The following is a 13,676-nucleotide window of genomic DNA, read 5'->3' on the forward strand; positions in this document are numbered from 1 at the left end:
CCGCCCACGCCGCCCCGTAAACCCGCGGCCCGTCCTCAGGCCCGCGGGCGGCCCATCGCGCGGAACGTCCAGCCCGCCTCGCGCCAGCGCTCCGCGTCCAGCGCGTTGCGGCCGTCCAGGATGAGCCGGTTCGCCGCGACCTCGCCCAGCTCCGCCGGGTCCAGCTCGCGGAACTCGCGCCACTCCGTCAGGTGCAGCACCACGTCCGCGCCCCGCACCGCGTCCAGGGCGCTGTCGGCGTACGCCAGCGTCGGGAACAGCCGCCGGGCGTTGTCCATGCCCTTCGGGTCGTACACGGTGACCTGGCCGCCCTGGAGGTGGATCTGACCGGCGACGTTCAGCGCGGGGGAGTCCCGTACGTCGTCCGAGTCCGGCTTGAACGCCGCACCCAGCACCGCCACCCGCTTGCCGAGGAACGTGCCGTCGCCCAGGGCCTCGCGCGCCATGCCGACCATCTGGCCGCGGCGCCGCATGTTGATGGAGTCGATCTCGCGCAGGAACGTCAGCGCCTGGTCGGCGCCCAGTTCACCGGCGCGCGCCATGAAGGCCCGGATGTCCTTGGGGAGGCACCCACCGCCGAAGCCGATCCCGGCCCGGAGGAACTTCGCGCCGATCCGCTCGTCGTAGCCGATGGCCTCGGCGAGCTTCACCACATCGCCCCCGGCGGCCTCGCACACCTCCGCCATCGCGTTGATGAAGGAGATCTTCGTCGCGAGGAAGGAATTCGCGGCGGTCTTCACCAGCTCCGCCGTGGGGAAGTCGGTCACCACGAACGGCGACCCTTCCTCCATCGGGGTGGCGTACACCTCACGCAGCAGCTTCTCCGCCGCCGCGCTCTCCACGCCCACCACGATCCGGTCCGGGTGCAGCGTGTCCTGCACGGCGAAGCCCTCCCGCAGGAACTCCGGGTTCCACGCCAGCTCCGCGTCCGCGCCCACCGGCGCCCGGTCGGCGAGCAGCCGCGCGAGCCGCTCCGCGCTGCCGACCGGCACGGTCGACTTGCCGACGACCAGCGCGGGACGCTTCAGGTGCGGGGCGAGCGAGCCGAAGGCGGCGTCGACGTAACTCATGTCGCACGCGTAGTCACCGTGCTTCTGCGGTGTGTTCACGCAGACGAAGTGGATGTCGCCGAAGTCGCCGACCTCCTCCCACGACGTCGTGAAGCGCAGCCGCCCGGTGGAGCCCTCGATCCCGGCGACGTGCCGGTGCAGCAGCTCCTCTAGCCCCGGCTCGTACATCGGGACGCGCCCCGCCGAGAGCATCTCGATCTTCTCGGGGACGACGTCGAGCCCGAGCACCTCGAATCCCAGCTCCGCCATGGCCGCCGCATGGGTGGCGCCGAGGTATCCGGTGCCGATCACGGTGATCTTGAGGGCCATACGGTGCTCCATTGACGTACGGGAGGGAGTGCGGCCCCGAGCATAGTCGTGCCCCGGCGAGGGCACCGTTCTCCCGGGACCGGTGCTGTCGTCAAGCTCACGTATGCCTGGCTCGCCCCGTCCCACTAAAATTCGGGTTACTTAACGGTAGTTAGCAGCAGCTCTGGGGAGTGAGAGACCTTGGCGGGAACGCCTGACTTCGATCTGTACCGCCCGTCCGAAGAGCACGACATGCTCCGGGACACCGTCCGCTCGCTCGCCGAGGCCAAGATCCTCCCGTTCGCCGCCGCGGTGGACGAGGAGGCCCGCTTCCCGCAGGAGGCGCTGGACGCGCTCGTCTCCTCCGACCTGCACGCCGTGCACGTCCCCGAGACGTACGGCGGCGCGGGCGCCGACGCCCTCGCGACCGTCATCGTCATCGAGGAGGTCGCCCGCGTCTGCGCCAGCTCCTCCCTGATCCCGGCGGTCAACAAGCTGGGCTCGCTCCCGGTGATCATCTCCGGCTCGGAGGACCTCAAGAAGAAGTACATGACCCCGCTCGCCAAGGGCGACGCGATGTTCTCGTACTGCCTCTCCGAGCCCGACGCGGGCTCCGACGCCGCCGGCATGAAGACCAAGGCGGTCCGCGACGGCGACTTCTGGGTCCTCAACGGCGTGAAGCGCTGGATCACCAACGCGGGCGTCTCCGAGTTCTACACGGTCATGGCCGTCACCGACCCGGCCAAGCGCTCCAAGGGCATCAGCGCCTTCGTCGTCGAGAAGGGCGACCCGGGTGTCTCCTTCGGCGCCCCGGAGAAGAAGCTCGGCATCAAGGGCTCCCCGACCCGCGAGGTCTACCTCGACAACGTACGCATCCCCGCCGACCGCATGATCGGCGAGGAGGGCACCGGCTTCGCCACCGCGATGAAGACCCTGGACCACACCCGCATCACCATCGCGGCCCAGGCCCTCGGCATCGCCCAGGGAGCCCTGGACTACGCCAAGGGGTACGTCCAGGAGCGCAAGCAGTTCGGCAAGCCGATCGCCGACTTCCAGGGCGTGCAGTTCATGCTCGCCGACATGGCGATGAAGATCTCCGCCGCCCGCGCCCTCACCTACCAGGCCGCCGCGGCCTCGGAGCGCGGCGACGCCGACCTCACCTACCTCGGCGCCGCCGCCAAGTGCTTCGCCTCCGACATCGCCATGGAGGTCACCACCGACGCCGTCCAGCTCCTCGGCGGCTACGGCTACACCCGCGACTACCCGGTCGAGCGCATGATGCGCGACGCCAAGATCACCCAGATTTATGAAGGCACGAACCAAGTCCAGCGGATCGTGATGGCAAGGAACCTTCCCTAGCAGGGTTTTTGCAGGTCAAAGGCTGTTTCGAGGGTCCGAGAGGACTGCTTTGGCATTCTGTCCGCTGCGGCCCGATCAGGACCGTTCCAGGGCGTCATGCTGGGGGAATCCTGGGCGGACGCCGAGCCGAAAGTGGCCGCTGACCTGTACAAACAACGCAGCCCCCGGCGAGATGCCGGGGGCTGTTGTCGTCCGCCCATCAGGCGACCTCTGATGCCTCCGCTGGGTCGTCCGCGCCGGGCGTCAGCATCGTCGCGATGGCGGCCCTGCCACGTTGCTCAGCTCCTTCGAAGATGTAGTGGTAGTGCTCCCTCAGTACGTCCGTACTGCTGTGGCCCATCCAGTCGGCCACATCGTTCTCGGGGACTCCGGCGTACAGCAGTCGCGACCCGTAGTAGTGCCGGAGTGAGTGAGCCTTGCAGTACTTCACCTGTCCCTTGCCCAGAGCCTCCATCCAGATCTTCGGGTAGAAGTACGACGCGTAGAGGTAGCCAGTCCGCGTCACGTTGGGGAAGAGGAGCCGTTCCGGCCCCCATACGCCGTGGTTCTTGATGTGCCGCCGAAGCTCGAAGGCGACGTTCGGTGGGAGGGGGACGGTTCGCCCTGGCTCCCCTTCGTCACGAGCCTTGATGTGCCGACGCTGGATGGCGCTGTTCTTCCCCGACTCGGTGTCTCCGTCCTCCGCAATCTGGAAGTCGACGCGAAGCGTCTCGGCCTTGAAGTCGATCTGATCGCGGGATACCGCCATGGCCTCACCCAGCCGCAGACCACACCCGGCCATGAGCCACAGCATCGCGCGGTATCGCGGAGGAGCGGCATCGAGCATCGCCAGGACTTCCCGCGTCGTGAGTCGCCGGGCGGTGCTCTTGTGCTCCCGGATCTCCTTGGCGCGGCTGCCTGCGCCCTTGTTGGTCCGATCGGTCGCGCAGTCCGCAAGATCGCCCCGTTCCTGGAAGCGGACGCATTGGGGGTGTACGTGGCTGCCCTGTCGATGTGGTCGGCCGCTATCGGCGGAACGGTTCACGTTTCATCCCGTGGCAACGCCCGCCCCGTGCTCCTGTGGTCCGCCCTGGTGGCCGGAACGGGCAGGGGGAAGGGAACCGCGCTCCGGGCCGCGCTTCACGTCCTTGACAAGTCTCTGGGCCGCTTCCTCGCCACCCACACCACCTCCGGGATCACCTCCGGCGCGAGCACGATCAACCACTAGTGGGAGCAGCAGGAAGCGACCGCCGAGACCGAGCACGGGCGCGACGTGCGCGCCCTGGTGGTGGAAGAGGAATGGTCGGAAGTGCTCCGCCGAGTGAAGCGGGACGCGTCGTTCACCACCAAGCTGCGGACCGCATGGGACGGGGCGACACTGCGCAACACCACCAAGGAGGAGGCGCAGGAAGTACGCGATCCCGCCATGGTGTTGCACTGCCACGTCACGCCGTCTGACTGGGCGAAGTACGTGGGCGAGTCGGAAGCGGCCGGAGGCTCGTACAACCGCATCCCTCCCTTCCTGCTTGGGTCGGTCCCCATGCTGGACGACGACCGCGTGAGCCTGCCGAAGGTGGATGGTTCGGAGCTGTCCGACGCCTACGGGTGGGCGACCGCCCGGCCGCGTGTGATCACGCTTGCGGAGGATGCCCGGCCGCTGTGGCGGATCGTGCGCCGCTACGCCCGCATCCTGGGTGAGACCCTGCCCCGAAGGACAGGCCGTGTTCATCGAGCGCACGGCGGAACAGACGCTTCGCGTTGCGGCCTGCCTGGCTGCCTCGGAGTGCTCCGAGCACATCACGGAAGAGATGCTGTCGGCTGCCTTCACGCTCGTTCGCCGGTCCGTCCAGGACGCCGTCCGCATCACCAAGGGGGCCACCTCTCCCATGGTGAAGCGACAGCCGCTCAGCCTCGCAGACAAGGTCCGGGCCCGCATCGAACTGCACGGCGGTCGCGCCACGTCGTCTCAGGTGCTCCCGTACGTGGGAGCAACTGCCAGTGAGGTCAAGGCACTCCCCGAAATCGTCGTCACGGTGGAACGGTCAGGGAAGACCGGCCGACCAGCCACCGTTTTCACGCTGCGCCGAGACAGTTCCCAGCGCGAGGAGTCAGGGCCGGCCCAGCGGACCGTAATGGAAACCAACGGAACCAAGGTCGTCCGCCTGGACGCCTACCGCCCGGCCCCCAAGGCCCTGGAGCCCGAGCCGGTGAGACATCCGGAACCGATCCCAGACGCCAACCCCTTCCGCGCGTTGCTCTAACCAACCAAGGAAGCCCCGGCCACAAGGGCCGGGGCTTCTTTGTTGATTCGACTACTCGACTGGGCAGGCCAGTTCAGAATGGGAACGATTCGGGGCGCACGTCACCACTGCCAGGGACAGATACGAGGGACGTTCGAGGTAGAAGCCGTACGACACATCAGCGCCCGAGTGCAGGTGTGCGGCAGCCGCGTTCGCCAGTTGTGCCAGATGAGTCGTTTCCCGCTCCCTCTCGGAAGCGAACCGGGGCGCGTGCTCGGCCAGCCGCTCCCCGAGCCAGACTGCCGCCTCCTTCGCCTCTTCCCACGTGCCACGAACTAAGGAACGGGGCTTGATGAGCCAGTACGCCGTTTCGAGGGGCGGTAGGTCGACGTTCGGGAACTCCGCCGCGACCTCCCGATACCTCTGGATCAGTTCCAGCTTGCTTCCGGCCGGGGGCGGATCGGGATGAGGGGGCCGCCGTAGGGCCTCGTTGTCGAAGCGCTCCTTCGGGCCGGTCCACAGATAGCCGTGGTGGTGCATGAGTCGTTCCCGTTTCGAGAAGTGCCAGCCGGGCACGGGCCCAGGGGCGGGGGATGGACCCGGCCCGGCTGACGGAGAGGGAGGATCAGACGTTGAGGCCGAACCGCGCCGGGTCGATCCCGGCTGCGTCCAGTTCCTCCGTGGTGAACCGCAGCGGCTGCGCGTCCGGCCGCTTGCTGTCGCCGAGGGCCCAGGCGTCGTCGCCGATCCGGGCCAGGGTCACGCACCCCTCGGTACAGGGGCCGCCGCACGCCTTCACGAACGAGGCCCCGTCGATGTCGAGCCCGTACAGGTCGGTTCCGTTCAGCATTACTGCACCTTCCTGCTCAACTAATCGCGGCCATGGCTGACCGCCGCCGCCCATTCCGGGCGGGAGTTCAAGGGAGGAGAGGGAGAGACTTCAGCGTCCGGAACCTTGGCCGCGTTCCGTGCAGCGCCAGCACTCGCATGGCGGCCAAGCGCTCGTGAGCAGGGGCGGAAGATCGTCCGTCGTGGCCACGGCTTGCTCCGGCCCCCAGGTCTGCCCTGAGTCGCGAGAGACCCGCATGGTCATCAGGGGGCGGTCGGCAAAGAGCCTTGAGCCCGTTCCCTTGCTCATGACGCGTGCGCTTCCATCCGTACGTTGGCGTCGGATACGGCGCTGTAGTCGAACGTGGAGCGGGCGTTCTCGCGGGCTACCGATATGGACAGGCAGTCAGCGCAACCGGGTTTGGGTGACGGATCGCGCGGTGGCTCCGACAGGCACGTCCCTGCTGGCGTATTGGTTCCAGGATCGGAAGTTCTCTCTTCGCTCTCCATGGCGCCATCTTCGGCGGGCCACGGAGGCAGCTCTAGCCTGTTTCCTGTTCCCGCAAAAAGTCGTCGCGGATTCCTTCGACCAGGCTCCGCATGTCGTCACCGGACAGTGCCACCCGTTCGAACCCGTGGAATTTCTCTACGTAGATTTCTACGTCCCTGGGATCAGTGACGAGCACCTCGGCATGGACCGTCTCGACGGTGACCATGCGGTTGTCCCGGATCGCAAACGAGTGGTTCGCGACATCATGCTGCTGAACGCTCAACGGGACTACTCGGATGTCGATGTGAGACAGACGCGACATCGAAACAATTCGGTCCAGCTGGGCAGCCATCATCGACGGCTCGACGAGCCGCCACCGCAGAACAGGTTCCGTGATGACGAACCGCAATGACTTCGTGCTGTCGTAGAGGACTGCTTGGCGTTCCAACCGGCCGCTGACGGTGCGGTTGAGGGTGTCTTCACTCAGGCTGTGGCGTTGCAGAACGGCCCGAATGTACTCGGGAGTCTGGAGCAGACCCGGAACCAGAGCCGGTTGGAACATCCGCAGCACTGACATCTGGGCTTCAAGAGCCTTGACCTCCTGCTGGCCCTTGTGGACTCCAACCCGTTTCAACAGCCGCCACTCGGTCGTCTCGGTGCCGGCCGTTCGAGCCGCATCGGTGTACTCGGCCTTGATCTCCTCGGATACGCCGATGGCGATCAGGATGCGCTCGACGTCCGTCGCGCTGGGCGCCAGCTTCGCATTCTCGATCTTGGAGAGCTTGGACGGAGACATGAGGGCGCTGCGGGCCACTGCTTTGGCCTCCTTTCCGGATGCCTGGCGCAGTGCCCGCAGCGCGGCCCCCAACTGTGCTCTGTTCACGCCCCGTACTTGGCCCACCATTCCGTGAAGGGCTCCGCGTGGGTGAGTGCCGTGCCACGGTGCCCGGCGAATTCCGCCGTTCGTTCCGATGACAGCACTTCCGAGCCCAGGTACTTTCCAGCGCCGTCGTAGTTCATTACGGCCACGGACTCGGAGTCGAAGAGCCAGAAGTCAGGTACGTTCTGTAGGGGGTTCGGCCTGTCGGTGACGTCCAGAATGAAGAACTCCTCACCTCCAGACATGTTCTTCTGGTACCCCCACCCGAGTTCGAACCTGAGATAGTCCGTGAGAGGGCGGCGCAGAATGTGAACCCGGTAGACCCGTTTCCCTTCTCCGGTGTGTGAGCGGAGTTGTTCGACCCATCCCGCGTTGTAGTCGTCCGGCTGTGGCTCCCCGGCCAGGAACGCGCGATAGGCATCGACGTTCCCCGACTTGCTGTAGTCGTCGAGGGTTTCGAGCCGGAACGCCTCACGCTGGAACGTGTCGAAGAGGTCGCCGAGGGTCCTAGATGAGGTTGTCACGGATGGCCTTCTGGATCAGTTCCATCGGGATCTCGACCAGGGTTTCGTGAGCGGGAATCTGAAGCCCGTGGTCGGTCGGAGTCTCCCCCTGGACCAAGAGCGTGCCGCGATCCGTCGCGTAGATCGTCGGGCACTCCGTGATGTCGCACGTGCTGACCAGCTTGGTGACCTTCATGGTCGGGGTTCCCCTCTCCCGTGCTGCCAGTACCCCGCATCTGGGTTGATGCTCCCGAGGCCAGGGCGCGCGGGTCAAGCGATCACGGTTGACGGAACGGGAAACCGCGTAACCTCCCCGGAGCCTGCCGCTCCTCCGACCGGTCGGGGAGGCTGCCGCCAATACGGCGCCGACCTGGGCAGACTGCTAACGATCATGGGGAAATGCTGGGGAGGGCCCCTGTAGGAGGGGTGTTCGTACAGGTCAGCGCCGTATGACCTGTAAAGCACGCAGATCTACGAAGGCACGAACCAGGTCCAGCGGATCGTGATGGCAAGGAACCTGCCGTAGCAGGTTTCCGCCAGGCGGCCCCCGGCGCAGGAGCAACGCCGGGGGCCGTCTCGTGCGGCTACTCGCCGGGGCGGCCATCACGCACCTCCGAGGAGATCGAGCACATCGGGGACGGGCGGAAAGTGCGGCGCGCACTCGGGGCAGGCGTAGACGTTGAACCCGGGCCCGGAGCTCTGGTGGACCTCGGAGACGACCACGGGCGAGTCCGTGATCCGTTCACAGTGCACGCACATGCGGACAGGCAGCCGCCGGGCGGGGCTCGGGTCAGTCACGAGGCAGCGCCCACTCCGTGCGGGTGGGTGTCCAGGTCCAACAGGTACGGGCGTACGAGGACCGAGTCCTCGCCATCGAGAACGTGCGCCTGCCCGTACGGGGAACGGTGCGCGGGGAGCCGTACCACCCTGGCCGGGACCGTCGGGGCAGGCCGGCAACCCGCCCGGCGCCTACCCGAACCGGGCGCGAACGTGCCCAGCACCAGGCGTACGAACGCGTGGATAATGCTCATGTCGTCAGCTCCTTCGAAGCTGGTGGCCACGCCCCCGGACGGCTCCACCCGTCGCGGGGGTCTTTCGTGGCGACCATACCCGAACCTGGTCATGCCCTGCCATGGCATGACACGAATGAGCGTCGCTTTCCCTGCCTACGTACGGTCGTTCCATGGTGGAGATCCCCAAGGGCTATGGCCCGGATGACGAACTGGATCCAGAAGCGGCCGACCCGCTGTACCTGCAGCTCGCGGCTGTTCTGATCTCCCGGATCGAGCATGGTGTGTACCCGCTCGGCCGCGCCGTTCCCGGCGTCGACAGGTTGATGCAGCAGTTCGGGATCGCTCGGGGCACCGCCCGCAAGACCTTGGTGCTGCTGGCCGAGCTCGGATACGTGCGGACGGTCGTGGGCAAAGGGTCGTTCGTCATCGAGCGCGAGCCGTCCGCCGCACCCGACGGCGACCAGGCCGCAGACTGACGTACGGACCGCGCGCCATCGGTTATGACGGCGTAGCGCCTCTTGGCGCGGGCTCAGGCCGGCGGGTGCCGCGGCCACGCCAACGTCCCGCCGCGCCGGACGCGGTGGTCAGGCGTCGCCGTACCGAGGGAGGCCGGTGGTCGGGATCGTCCACTCGCCGATGGTGACGTCCTCGCCGTACAGGAAATCCTTGCGCGTGGCGTATCGGGGGCCGGTCGGGGTGGAGTGGATGTCGGACAGCACCGCGCCCGAACCGGTGCGGGGATCGAAGATCACGTAGATGGGGATGCCGAGCAGCGGGTAGTCGCGTGTCTTGCCGACCCAGTCGTTGTCCGGGTTGGAGCGGGAGACCACTTCGATGGCGGCGATGAGCGAACGCGGATTGATGGAGCCTTCGACATCCAGGTCGGCCCACGGAATCACCATCACGTCGGGATGGCGCATGATGCCCTCGGGCTCGTCCTCGACGTCGGGCGTGCCGGTGTGGGCCAGTAGTTCATCAGGCATGACACGCTCCAGACGGCGGCTGATGTGCGCAGCCGTCACCTCGTGTGGTCCTCCCGGCGACATCATGTCGTGAACGATTCCTTCCTTGGTGATCTCGAATTTGCCGGGAAGCGTGTCATCCATGGACTGAACGAAATCCCGCATGGCCCGGTACAGGTGGGAGGTGCCCTGCTGCGCGTCGTCCGGGGCGATGCTCATGGCGTGCGCTCCTCGTCGTCTCTGCCCGGGGGGCAAGGGTCGTCCCGTTCATGCTAGGCGGCCTCCAGGAGATCGGACCGGCAGTCGCGGCAGCGGCCGGGGTCCGCGGCGCGGAAGGCACGGTCGCAGTCTTCGCAGTTCTGGAGCGGGGCGCGGGGGCTTCCGGGGAGCGGTGCCGGGGGGAGGGGTGGTGGCAGGAGCGCGGTGAGCCGGTGGGCGAGGAAGCCGGCGGGGTGTTTCAGCCGGTCGGGCAGGTCGGCTGTGAGGGCGTGGCGTACGGCGTCGGGATGGGCATCGCGTTCCAGCCAGGCGGCCACGGCAGGGGCCAGGCGGCGGACGTCCTTCTCGCTCAGGAGCAGCCTCGGCTCGTCGCGGCGCAGGCCGGCGAGGAGATCGGTGGCCATGCGGTGGCGCTCCAGGTCCGGGGCCTGCGGCTTGGGGAGCGGCGGGCGCGGGGGTGCCTGCTGCGGTACGGGGACGGGTTCGGGTTCCGGCGCGGGAGGCGGCGCCGGGGCAACGGGCGGTTCAGGAGCCGGTGCAGGCGGCGGCACAACAGCCGGTTCCGGGGCTGCGGCGGCGGCCGGGTGGTTGTACGAGACCGTCCTGGTGACGAGCTTGCCGCCGGGGAGGCGGACCAGCGTGCGCTCCAGGTAGCTGTGCTTCTCCAGCTCGCGCAGCGCGGCGGCGATGCGGGCCTCGCTCTCCGGGAACCGGTCGGCCAGCACCTTGATGCCGATCTTCGCCCCGTTGGGCAGCGACTGGATGTGCACGGCGAGGCCGATCGCGGTCAGGGACAGCTGGCCGTGCTGGGCGAGGTGGTTGCCGACGATCGTGAAGCGGCTGGTGTGGATCGAGTTCACGTGGATCACACCGAAAGCGGTGACGCGTCCGGGAACACGGGACGAGGCACGCGAGGGCGCGCTAACCTGCTGAGTATCCATCGGGAAGCTCCGAACTTCCTTGATGGTCAGGCCCTCGATCGGGATTGCAGTCCCGGCCGGGGGCCGACGCATGTCTGTGGTTGTCGCCGCGAGCATATGCCCGCCAACCCGCCCCATATCCAGCCCAATTCGGGAATGTCACCCGTGGGAGTGACAGGGGCGGGTGGGGGTCGAGTGGGGTCGGGTGGGTGGTTTTCCCGTTTCTTTCAAACGTTCTTAGAGCTTTTTGCATCGTGCGCCACCGCGTCGCGGTTCACCGGGTCGCGGGGATCCGCGACCCGGTGCCACCAGTCACGGTACGAGGTCGGCCTCGGCCCAGACGGTCATACGGGGCACGGGCCCGTGTACGACGCCCCAACGGTCGGCGCGCGCCGCGACGATCAGCAGCGCGCGCCCCGGCTCGGAGTCGGAGGGGGTGGGGGCAGCGGCGCCGGGACCGGGCGGCAGCCGGTCGCGATTGGGCGGACTTCGTGACATACGCGTCCGGGAGCCGACCGCCGGCCGTGCGGAGCCGCCGACGGCTCAGGTCCCGGCGGCGATCACCGGCTCCTCAGCGTTCCCGCGCGTACGTCACGATCCACGACACGGCGAGAACAACCCCGAGAACCCCCACGCCGAAGATGCCGAGGGCCTTCCACACCCCCTCTCCGTCCACCGCAGCGCGCACCCCGCCGGCGAGCCCGCCGACGGCCATGCAGACACCGAGGACGAACGCCTGCGAACTCCGGGGTTTCAGTCGGCGCCACCCGCTCGGGCGGCGGCGACCGGGCGGGGGCGGGCCCGCGGAGTGCTTCATCAATACCTCACCTTCTCCGGCGCCGTCGGCGCCTCCACATGGGTATTGCCTGGCTCCTATGTACATATTTGTCCGTCGTCCACCGCCGGGCGCGGAGCCGTCCACCCGTCACGTCCAGGCAGCGAACACCGAGAAGGCCCAGCAGGCGCCCGCGAGCCAGGTCATCCAGGGGTGGGCCATCCGCACCCGTACCGTGTCCTCCGGCGGTCGCAGACGCGGGTGGTGGAGCAGGAGGGTCACCAGATCGGCCCGCTCAGCCGCTCTGTCCGGCAGCCACGCCAGGCGATGGACCCACGGCAGCGCGGACGGTGGGGTCGAGACGTACTCGTCCGTGTGCTTCCCGGAGCTGACGATCGACAGTTGCCCCAGGCTTCCCGCGTGGACGCGCTTGATCCGCTCCCAGAGGACCGACCGGATCGCCCAGCCGACCCGCACGTGTACACCGTGCTGGTCGACGACGGCGCTCCAGTTGGCGAGGGCGCAGGCGAAGTAGGCCCAGATGAGAGGCGCTCCGGCCTGGAAGACCAGCCACTTCAGCCCGCCGAGGAAGCCCGGCTCGGCGGGCGAGCCGAGCAGGCCGTACCCGACGATGTGGGCGCAGGACAGCAGCGCGAGGATCCAGCCCGTCCAGCCGGCCCGCCACACGGTGGGCCCCGCGACGGGTGACATGGTCGCCGCCCGCCGCGCCAGCCTCTCCAGCCGCTCGGCGTGCGCCTGCCGCTCCGCGCGCCTGCGCTCCCGCCGCTTCTCCCTGGTCGCCTTCCGCATGGCGCACAGTGAGCCACGACGGCCGGCCGGTCCGCGCCGACCCCGACCGGCATGGTCCCGGCCGTGCCTTTGCCGGATCCCGGCAACCGGGCCGGGGCCCGGCGCGGTCACTTCTCCGTGACGGTGACCTTCTCGTCGTTCTGGATCTGCCGCACCAGCTGCTGCACCTTGGCCTTGTCCCACACGAGGTTGCCGCCGCGGGTGCCGTTGACCGGCATGTTCATCGACGTACCGTCGCCGCCGCTGATGCCCTTCATCGCGAAGAACATCTCGCCCAGGTCGAACAGCGACATGTCCTTGTCGACGATCAGCGTGTCCAGGCCCGCGCCCATCGTCGGGTAGAGCGCGAACGGGTTGAGGATCGTGCCGGGCGTCGCCGCCTGGCTCGCCAGCGCGGACAGGAACTTCTGCTGGTTCTTCGTACGGGCCAGGTCCGACTCGGCGAAGGCGTACCGGGTCCGTACGAACGCCAGGGCCTGCTCGCCGTTGAGGGTCTGCTTGCCGGCCTGGAAGTCGGCGCCCGACTTCTTGTCCTTGAAGCCCTTCTCGATGTTCATCTCGACACCGCCGAGGGCGTCGACGATGTTCGCGAAGCCGGCGAAGCCGATCTCGGCGTAGTGGTCGATGCGCAGCCCGGTGTTGTGCTCCACGGTCCGCACCAGCAGCTCGGGCCCGTCCTCCGCGTACGCGGCGTTGAGCTTCACCCGGCGGCCGTGGGCCGGGAAGGACTTGCCGGACTCGGAGCCGACGAACGACGGGATCTCCACGTCCGAGTCGCGGGGCAGCGAGACCATGGTGTTCCCGCTGCCGCACGCCGCCAGGATCATCATCGAGTCGGTGCGCTTGCCCTCGGCGGAGCCGGTGTGCAGCTTCCTCTTCTCCTCGGCCGTCATGCCCTCACGGCTGTCGGAGCCGACGATCAGGTACGTCGTGCAGTCGCCCTCCTTGGGGCGGTCGATGACCTTGGCGAGGTCCACCTCGCGGCGCATCTTGCCGTCGGCCCAGAAGTACGTACCGATCGTCGTGCCGAGCACGGCCACCAGCACGACGATCGACCCGATCTTGATGCGGCGGCGCCAGTCGGGCGCGGGCGCGTGCGGGTTCCCGCCGCCGCGTCCGCCGCCGCCCGGCGGGGTGCCGTAGACCTGGCCGGTGTTGTAGCCGCTGTCGTACCCGCGCGACTGCTGCTGCGGGACCGGCGGGCGCTGCGGCGGCGCGGCGGGGCGCTGCACATGGCGCATCACCCGGGCGCCCTCGGGCTGGGCGTCGGCGCTGCCACGGCCGTAACGCGCGTTGCGGTCGTCGGTCCATCCATCGGGCCAGTCGTTCATGCGGACCAG

The 13,676-nt window shown here is 68.2% G+C and carries 18 protein-coding genes; 3 read left to right on the forward strand and 15 right to left on the reverse strand.

The window, feature by feature from the left end; translation table 11 throughout:
• Positions 1-35: 35 nt before the first annotated feature.
• Positions 36-1,379, reverse strand: coding sequence for a UDP-glucose dehydrogenase family protein (locus tag AMK26_RS28305; protein WP_073757703.1), 1,344 nt, complete (start codon positions 1,377-1,379; stop codon positions 36-38).
• A 180-nt stretch (positions 1,380-1,559) separates the two neighbouring features.
• Between AMK26_RS28305 and AMK26_RS28310 the strand changes: the two genes are divergently transcribed.
• Entirely contained in the window at positions 1,560-2,717 is a 1,158-nt protein-coding gene (locus AMK26_RS28310; protein WP_073757705.1) for an acyl-CoA dehydrogenase, read from the forward strand.
• 199 nt (positions 2,718-2,916) lie between these two features.
• Here AMK26_RS28310 and AMK26_RS28315 read toward each other — a convergent pair whose 3' ends face one another.
• Positions 2,917-3,741, reverse strand: coding sequence for a tyrosine-type recombinase/integrase (locus tag AMK26_RS28315; protein WP_241838101.1), 825 nt, complete (start codon positions 3,739-3,741; stop codon positions 2,917-2,919).
• A gap of 676 nt (positions 3,742-4,417) precedes the next feature.
• On the opposite strand from AMK26_RS28315, the gene AMK26_RS38090 reads away from it, so the two are divergent.
• Positions 4,418-4,957: a hypothetical protein gene (locus tag AMK26_RS38090; RefSeq protein ID WP_241838102.1), complete on the forward strand. Its 540-nt coding sequence runs from the start codon at positions 4,418-4,420 to the stop codon at positions 4,955-4,957.
• A gap of 51 nt (positions 4,958-5,008) precedes the next feature.
• Here AMK26_RS38090 and AMK26_RS28325 read toward each other — a convergent pair whose 3' ends face one another.
• The 7 genes from AMK26_RS28325 to AMK26_RS28365 form a co-directional block, all read right to left on the reverse strand.
• On the reverse strand, positions 5,009-5,476 hold the full coding sequence (locus tag AMK26_RS28325) for a hypothetical protein (RefSeq protein ID WP_073757709.1): 468 nt from the start codon (positions 5,474-5,476) through the stop codon (positions 5,009-5,011).
• 85 nt (positions 5,477-5,561) lie between these two features.
• Positions 5,562-5,786, reverse strand: a complete 225-nt coding sequence (locus AMK26_RS28330; RefSeq protein WP_073757712.1) for a DUF397 domain-containing protein — start codon at positions 5,784-5,786, stop codon at positions 5,562-5,564.
• 520 nt (positions 5,787-6,306) lie between these two features.
• Positions 6,307-7,137 carry a helix-turn-helix domain-containing protein gene (locus tag AMK26_RS28345; protein WP_073757718.1) on the reverse strand — a complete coding sequence of 277 codons (831 nt, stop codon included), beginning with the start codon at positions 7,135-7,137 and terminating at the stop codon, positions 6,307-6,309.
• Positions 7,134-7,658, reverse strand: a complete 525-nt coding sequence (locus AMK26_RS28350; protein ID WP_073757720.1) for a DUF6879 family protein — start codon at positions 7,656-7,658, stop codon at positions 7,134-7,136. Before AMK26_RS28350 ends, AMK26_RS28345 begins: the two co-directional genes overlap by 4 nt.
• On the reverse strand, positions 7,642-7,833 hold the full coding sequence (locus AMK26_RS28355; RefSeq protein WP_073757722.1) for a hypothetical protein: 192 nt from the start codon (positions 7,831-7,833) through the stop codon (positions 7,642-7,644). The genes AMK26_RS28350 and AMK26_RS28355 overlap by 17 nt, the downstream gene beginning before the upstream one ends.
• Positions 7,834-8,240: 407 nt before the next feature.
• Complete coding sequence (locus AMK26_RS28360; protein WP_073757724.1) at positions 8,241-8,435, reverse strand: hypothetical protein; 195 nt, start codon at positions 8,433-8,435, stop codon at positions 8,241-8,243.
• Entirely contained in the window at positions 8,432-8,668 is a 237-nt protein-coding gene (locus tag AMK26_RS28365; RefSeq protein ID WP_073757726.1) for a hypothetical protein, read from the reverse strand. The genes AMK26_RS28360 and AMK26_RS28365 overlap by 4 nt, the downstream gene beginning before the upstream one ends.
• Positions 8,669-8,820: 152 nt before the next feature.
• Between AMK26_RS28365 and AMK26_RS28370 the strand changes: the two genes are divergently transcribed.
• Positions 8,821-9,126, forward strand: coding sequence for a GntR family transcriptional regulator (locus AMK26_RS28370; protein WP_079277850.1), 306 nt, complete (start codon positions 8,821-8,823; stop codon positions 9,124-9,126).
• Between the two features lie 108 nt (positions 9,127-9,234).
• Here the strand turns inward: AMK26_RS28370 and AMK26_RS28375 are convergent, their stop codons facing one another.
• From AMK26_RS28375 to AMK26_RS28400, 6 genes are all read right to left on the reverse strand, one after another.
• Positions 9,235-9,831 carry a Uma2 family endonuclease gene (locus tag AMK26_RS28375; RefSeq protein ID WP_073757728.1) on the reverse strand — a complete coding sequence of 199 codons (597 nt, stop codon included), beginning with the start codon at positions 9,829-9,831 and terminating at the stop codon, positions 9,235-9,237.
• Positions 9,832-9,884: 53 nt separating this feature from the next.
• Positions 9,885-10,772, reverse strand: coding sequence for a DNA-binding protein (locus AMK26_RS28380; RefSeq protein ID WP_073757730.1), 888 nt, complete (start codon positions 10,770-10,772; stop codon positions 9,885-9,887).
• Between the two features lie 291 nt (positions 10,773-11,063).
• Positions 11,064-11,249, reverse strand: a complete 186-nt coding sequence (locus AMK26_RS36815; RefSeq protein ID WP_073757732.1) for a hypothetical protein — start codon at positions 11,247-11,249, stop codon at positions 11,064-11,066.
• Positions 11,250-11,322: 73 nt separating this feature from the next.
• Positions 11,323-11,568 (reverse strand): hypothetical protein, encoded by a 246-nt coding sequence (locus tag AMK26_RS36450; RefSeq protein ID WP_073757734.1) that lies wholly within the window; start codon positions 11,566-11,568, stop codon positions 11,323-11,325.
• A gap of 108 nt (positions 11,569-11,676) precedes the next feature.
• Entirely contained in the window at positions 11,677-12,336 is a 660-nt protein-coding gene (locus AMK26_RS28395) for a hypothetical protein (RefSeq protein WP_073757736.1), read from the reverse strand.
• 107 nt (positions 12,337-12,443) lie between these two features.
• Positions 12,444-13,667 carry an LCP family protein gene (locus AMK26_RS28400; RefSeq protein WP_107421057.1) on the reverse strand — a complete coding sequence of 408 codons (1,224 nt, stop codon included), beginning with the start codon at positions 13,665-13,667 and terminating at the stop codon, positions 12,444-12,446.
• Between the last annotated feature and the right edge of the window lie 9 nt (positions 13,668-13,676).

Source organism: Streptomyces sp. CB03234, assembly GCF_001905885.1.
GTDB lineage: Bacteria > Actinomycetota > Actinomycetes > Streptomycetales > Streptomycetaceae > Streptomyces.

Excerpts from the sequence above, each read along its gene's own strand:
- AMK26_RS28305 (WP_073757703.1), bottom strand. The coding sequence starts at position 1,379 with ATGGCCCTCAAGATCACCGTGATCGGCACCGGATACCTCGGCGCCACC.
- AMK26_RS28325 (WP_073757709.1), bottom strand. The coding sequence starts at position 5,476 with ATGCACCACCACGGCTATCTGTGGACCGGCCCGAAGGAGCGCTTCGAC.
- AMK26_RS28330 (WP_073757712.1), bottom strand. The coding sequence starts at position 5,786 with ATGCTGAACGGAACCGACCTGTACGGGCTCGACATCGACGGGGCCTCG.
- AMK26_RS28355 (WP_073757722.1), bottom strand. The coding sequence starts at position 7,833 with ATGAAGGTCACCAAGCTGGTCAGCACGTGCGACATCACGGAGTGCCCG.
- AMK26_RS28365 (WP_073757726.1), bottom strand. The coding sequence starts at position 8,668 with ATGAGCATTATCCACGCGTTCGTACGCCTGGTGCTGGGCACGTTCGCG.
- AMK26_RS28370 (WP_079277850.1), top strand. The coding sequence starts at position 8,821 with ATGGTGGAGATCCCCAAGGGCTATGGCCCGGATGACGAACTGGATCCA.
- AMK26_RS28375 (WP_073757728.1), bottom strand. The coding sequence starts at position 9,831 with ATGAGCATCGCCCCGGACGACGCGCAGCAGGGCACCTCCCACCTGTAC.
- AMK26_RS28380 (WP_073757730.1), bottom strand. The coding sequence starts at position 10,772 with ATGGATACTCAGCAGGTTAGCGCGCCCTCGCGTGCCTCGTCCCGTGTT.
- AMK26_RS36815 (WP_073757732.1), bottom strand. The coding sequence starts at position 11,249 with ATGTCACGAAGTCCGCCCAATCGCGACCGGCTGCCGCCCGGTCCCGGC.
- AMK26_RS36450 (WP_073757734.1), bottom strand. The coding sequence starts at position 11,568 with ATGAAGCACTCCGCGGGCCCGCCCCCGCCCGGTCGCCGCCGCCCGAGC.
- AMK26_RS28395 (WP_073757736.1), bottom strand. The coding sequence starts at position 12,336 with ATGCGGAAGGCGACCAGGGAGAAGCGGCGGGAGCGCAGGCGCGCGGAG.
- AMK26_RS28400 (WP_107421057.1), bottom strand. The coding sequence starts at position 13,667 with ATGAACGACTGGCCCGATGGATGGACCGACGACCGCAACGCGCGTTAC.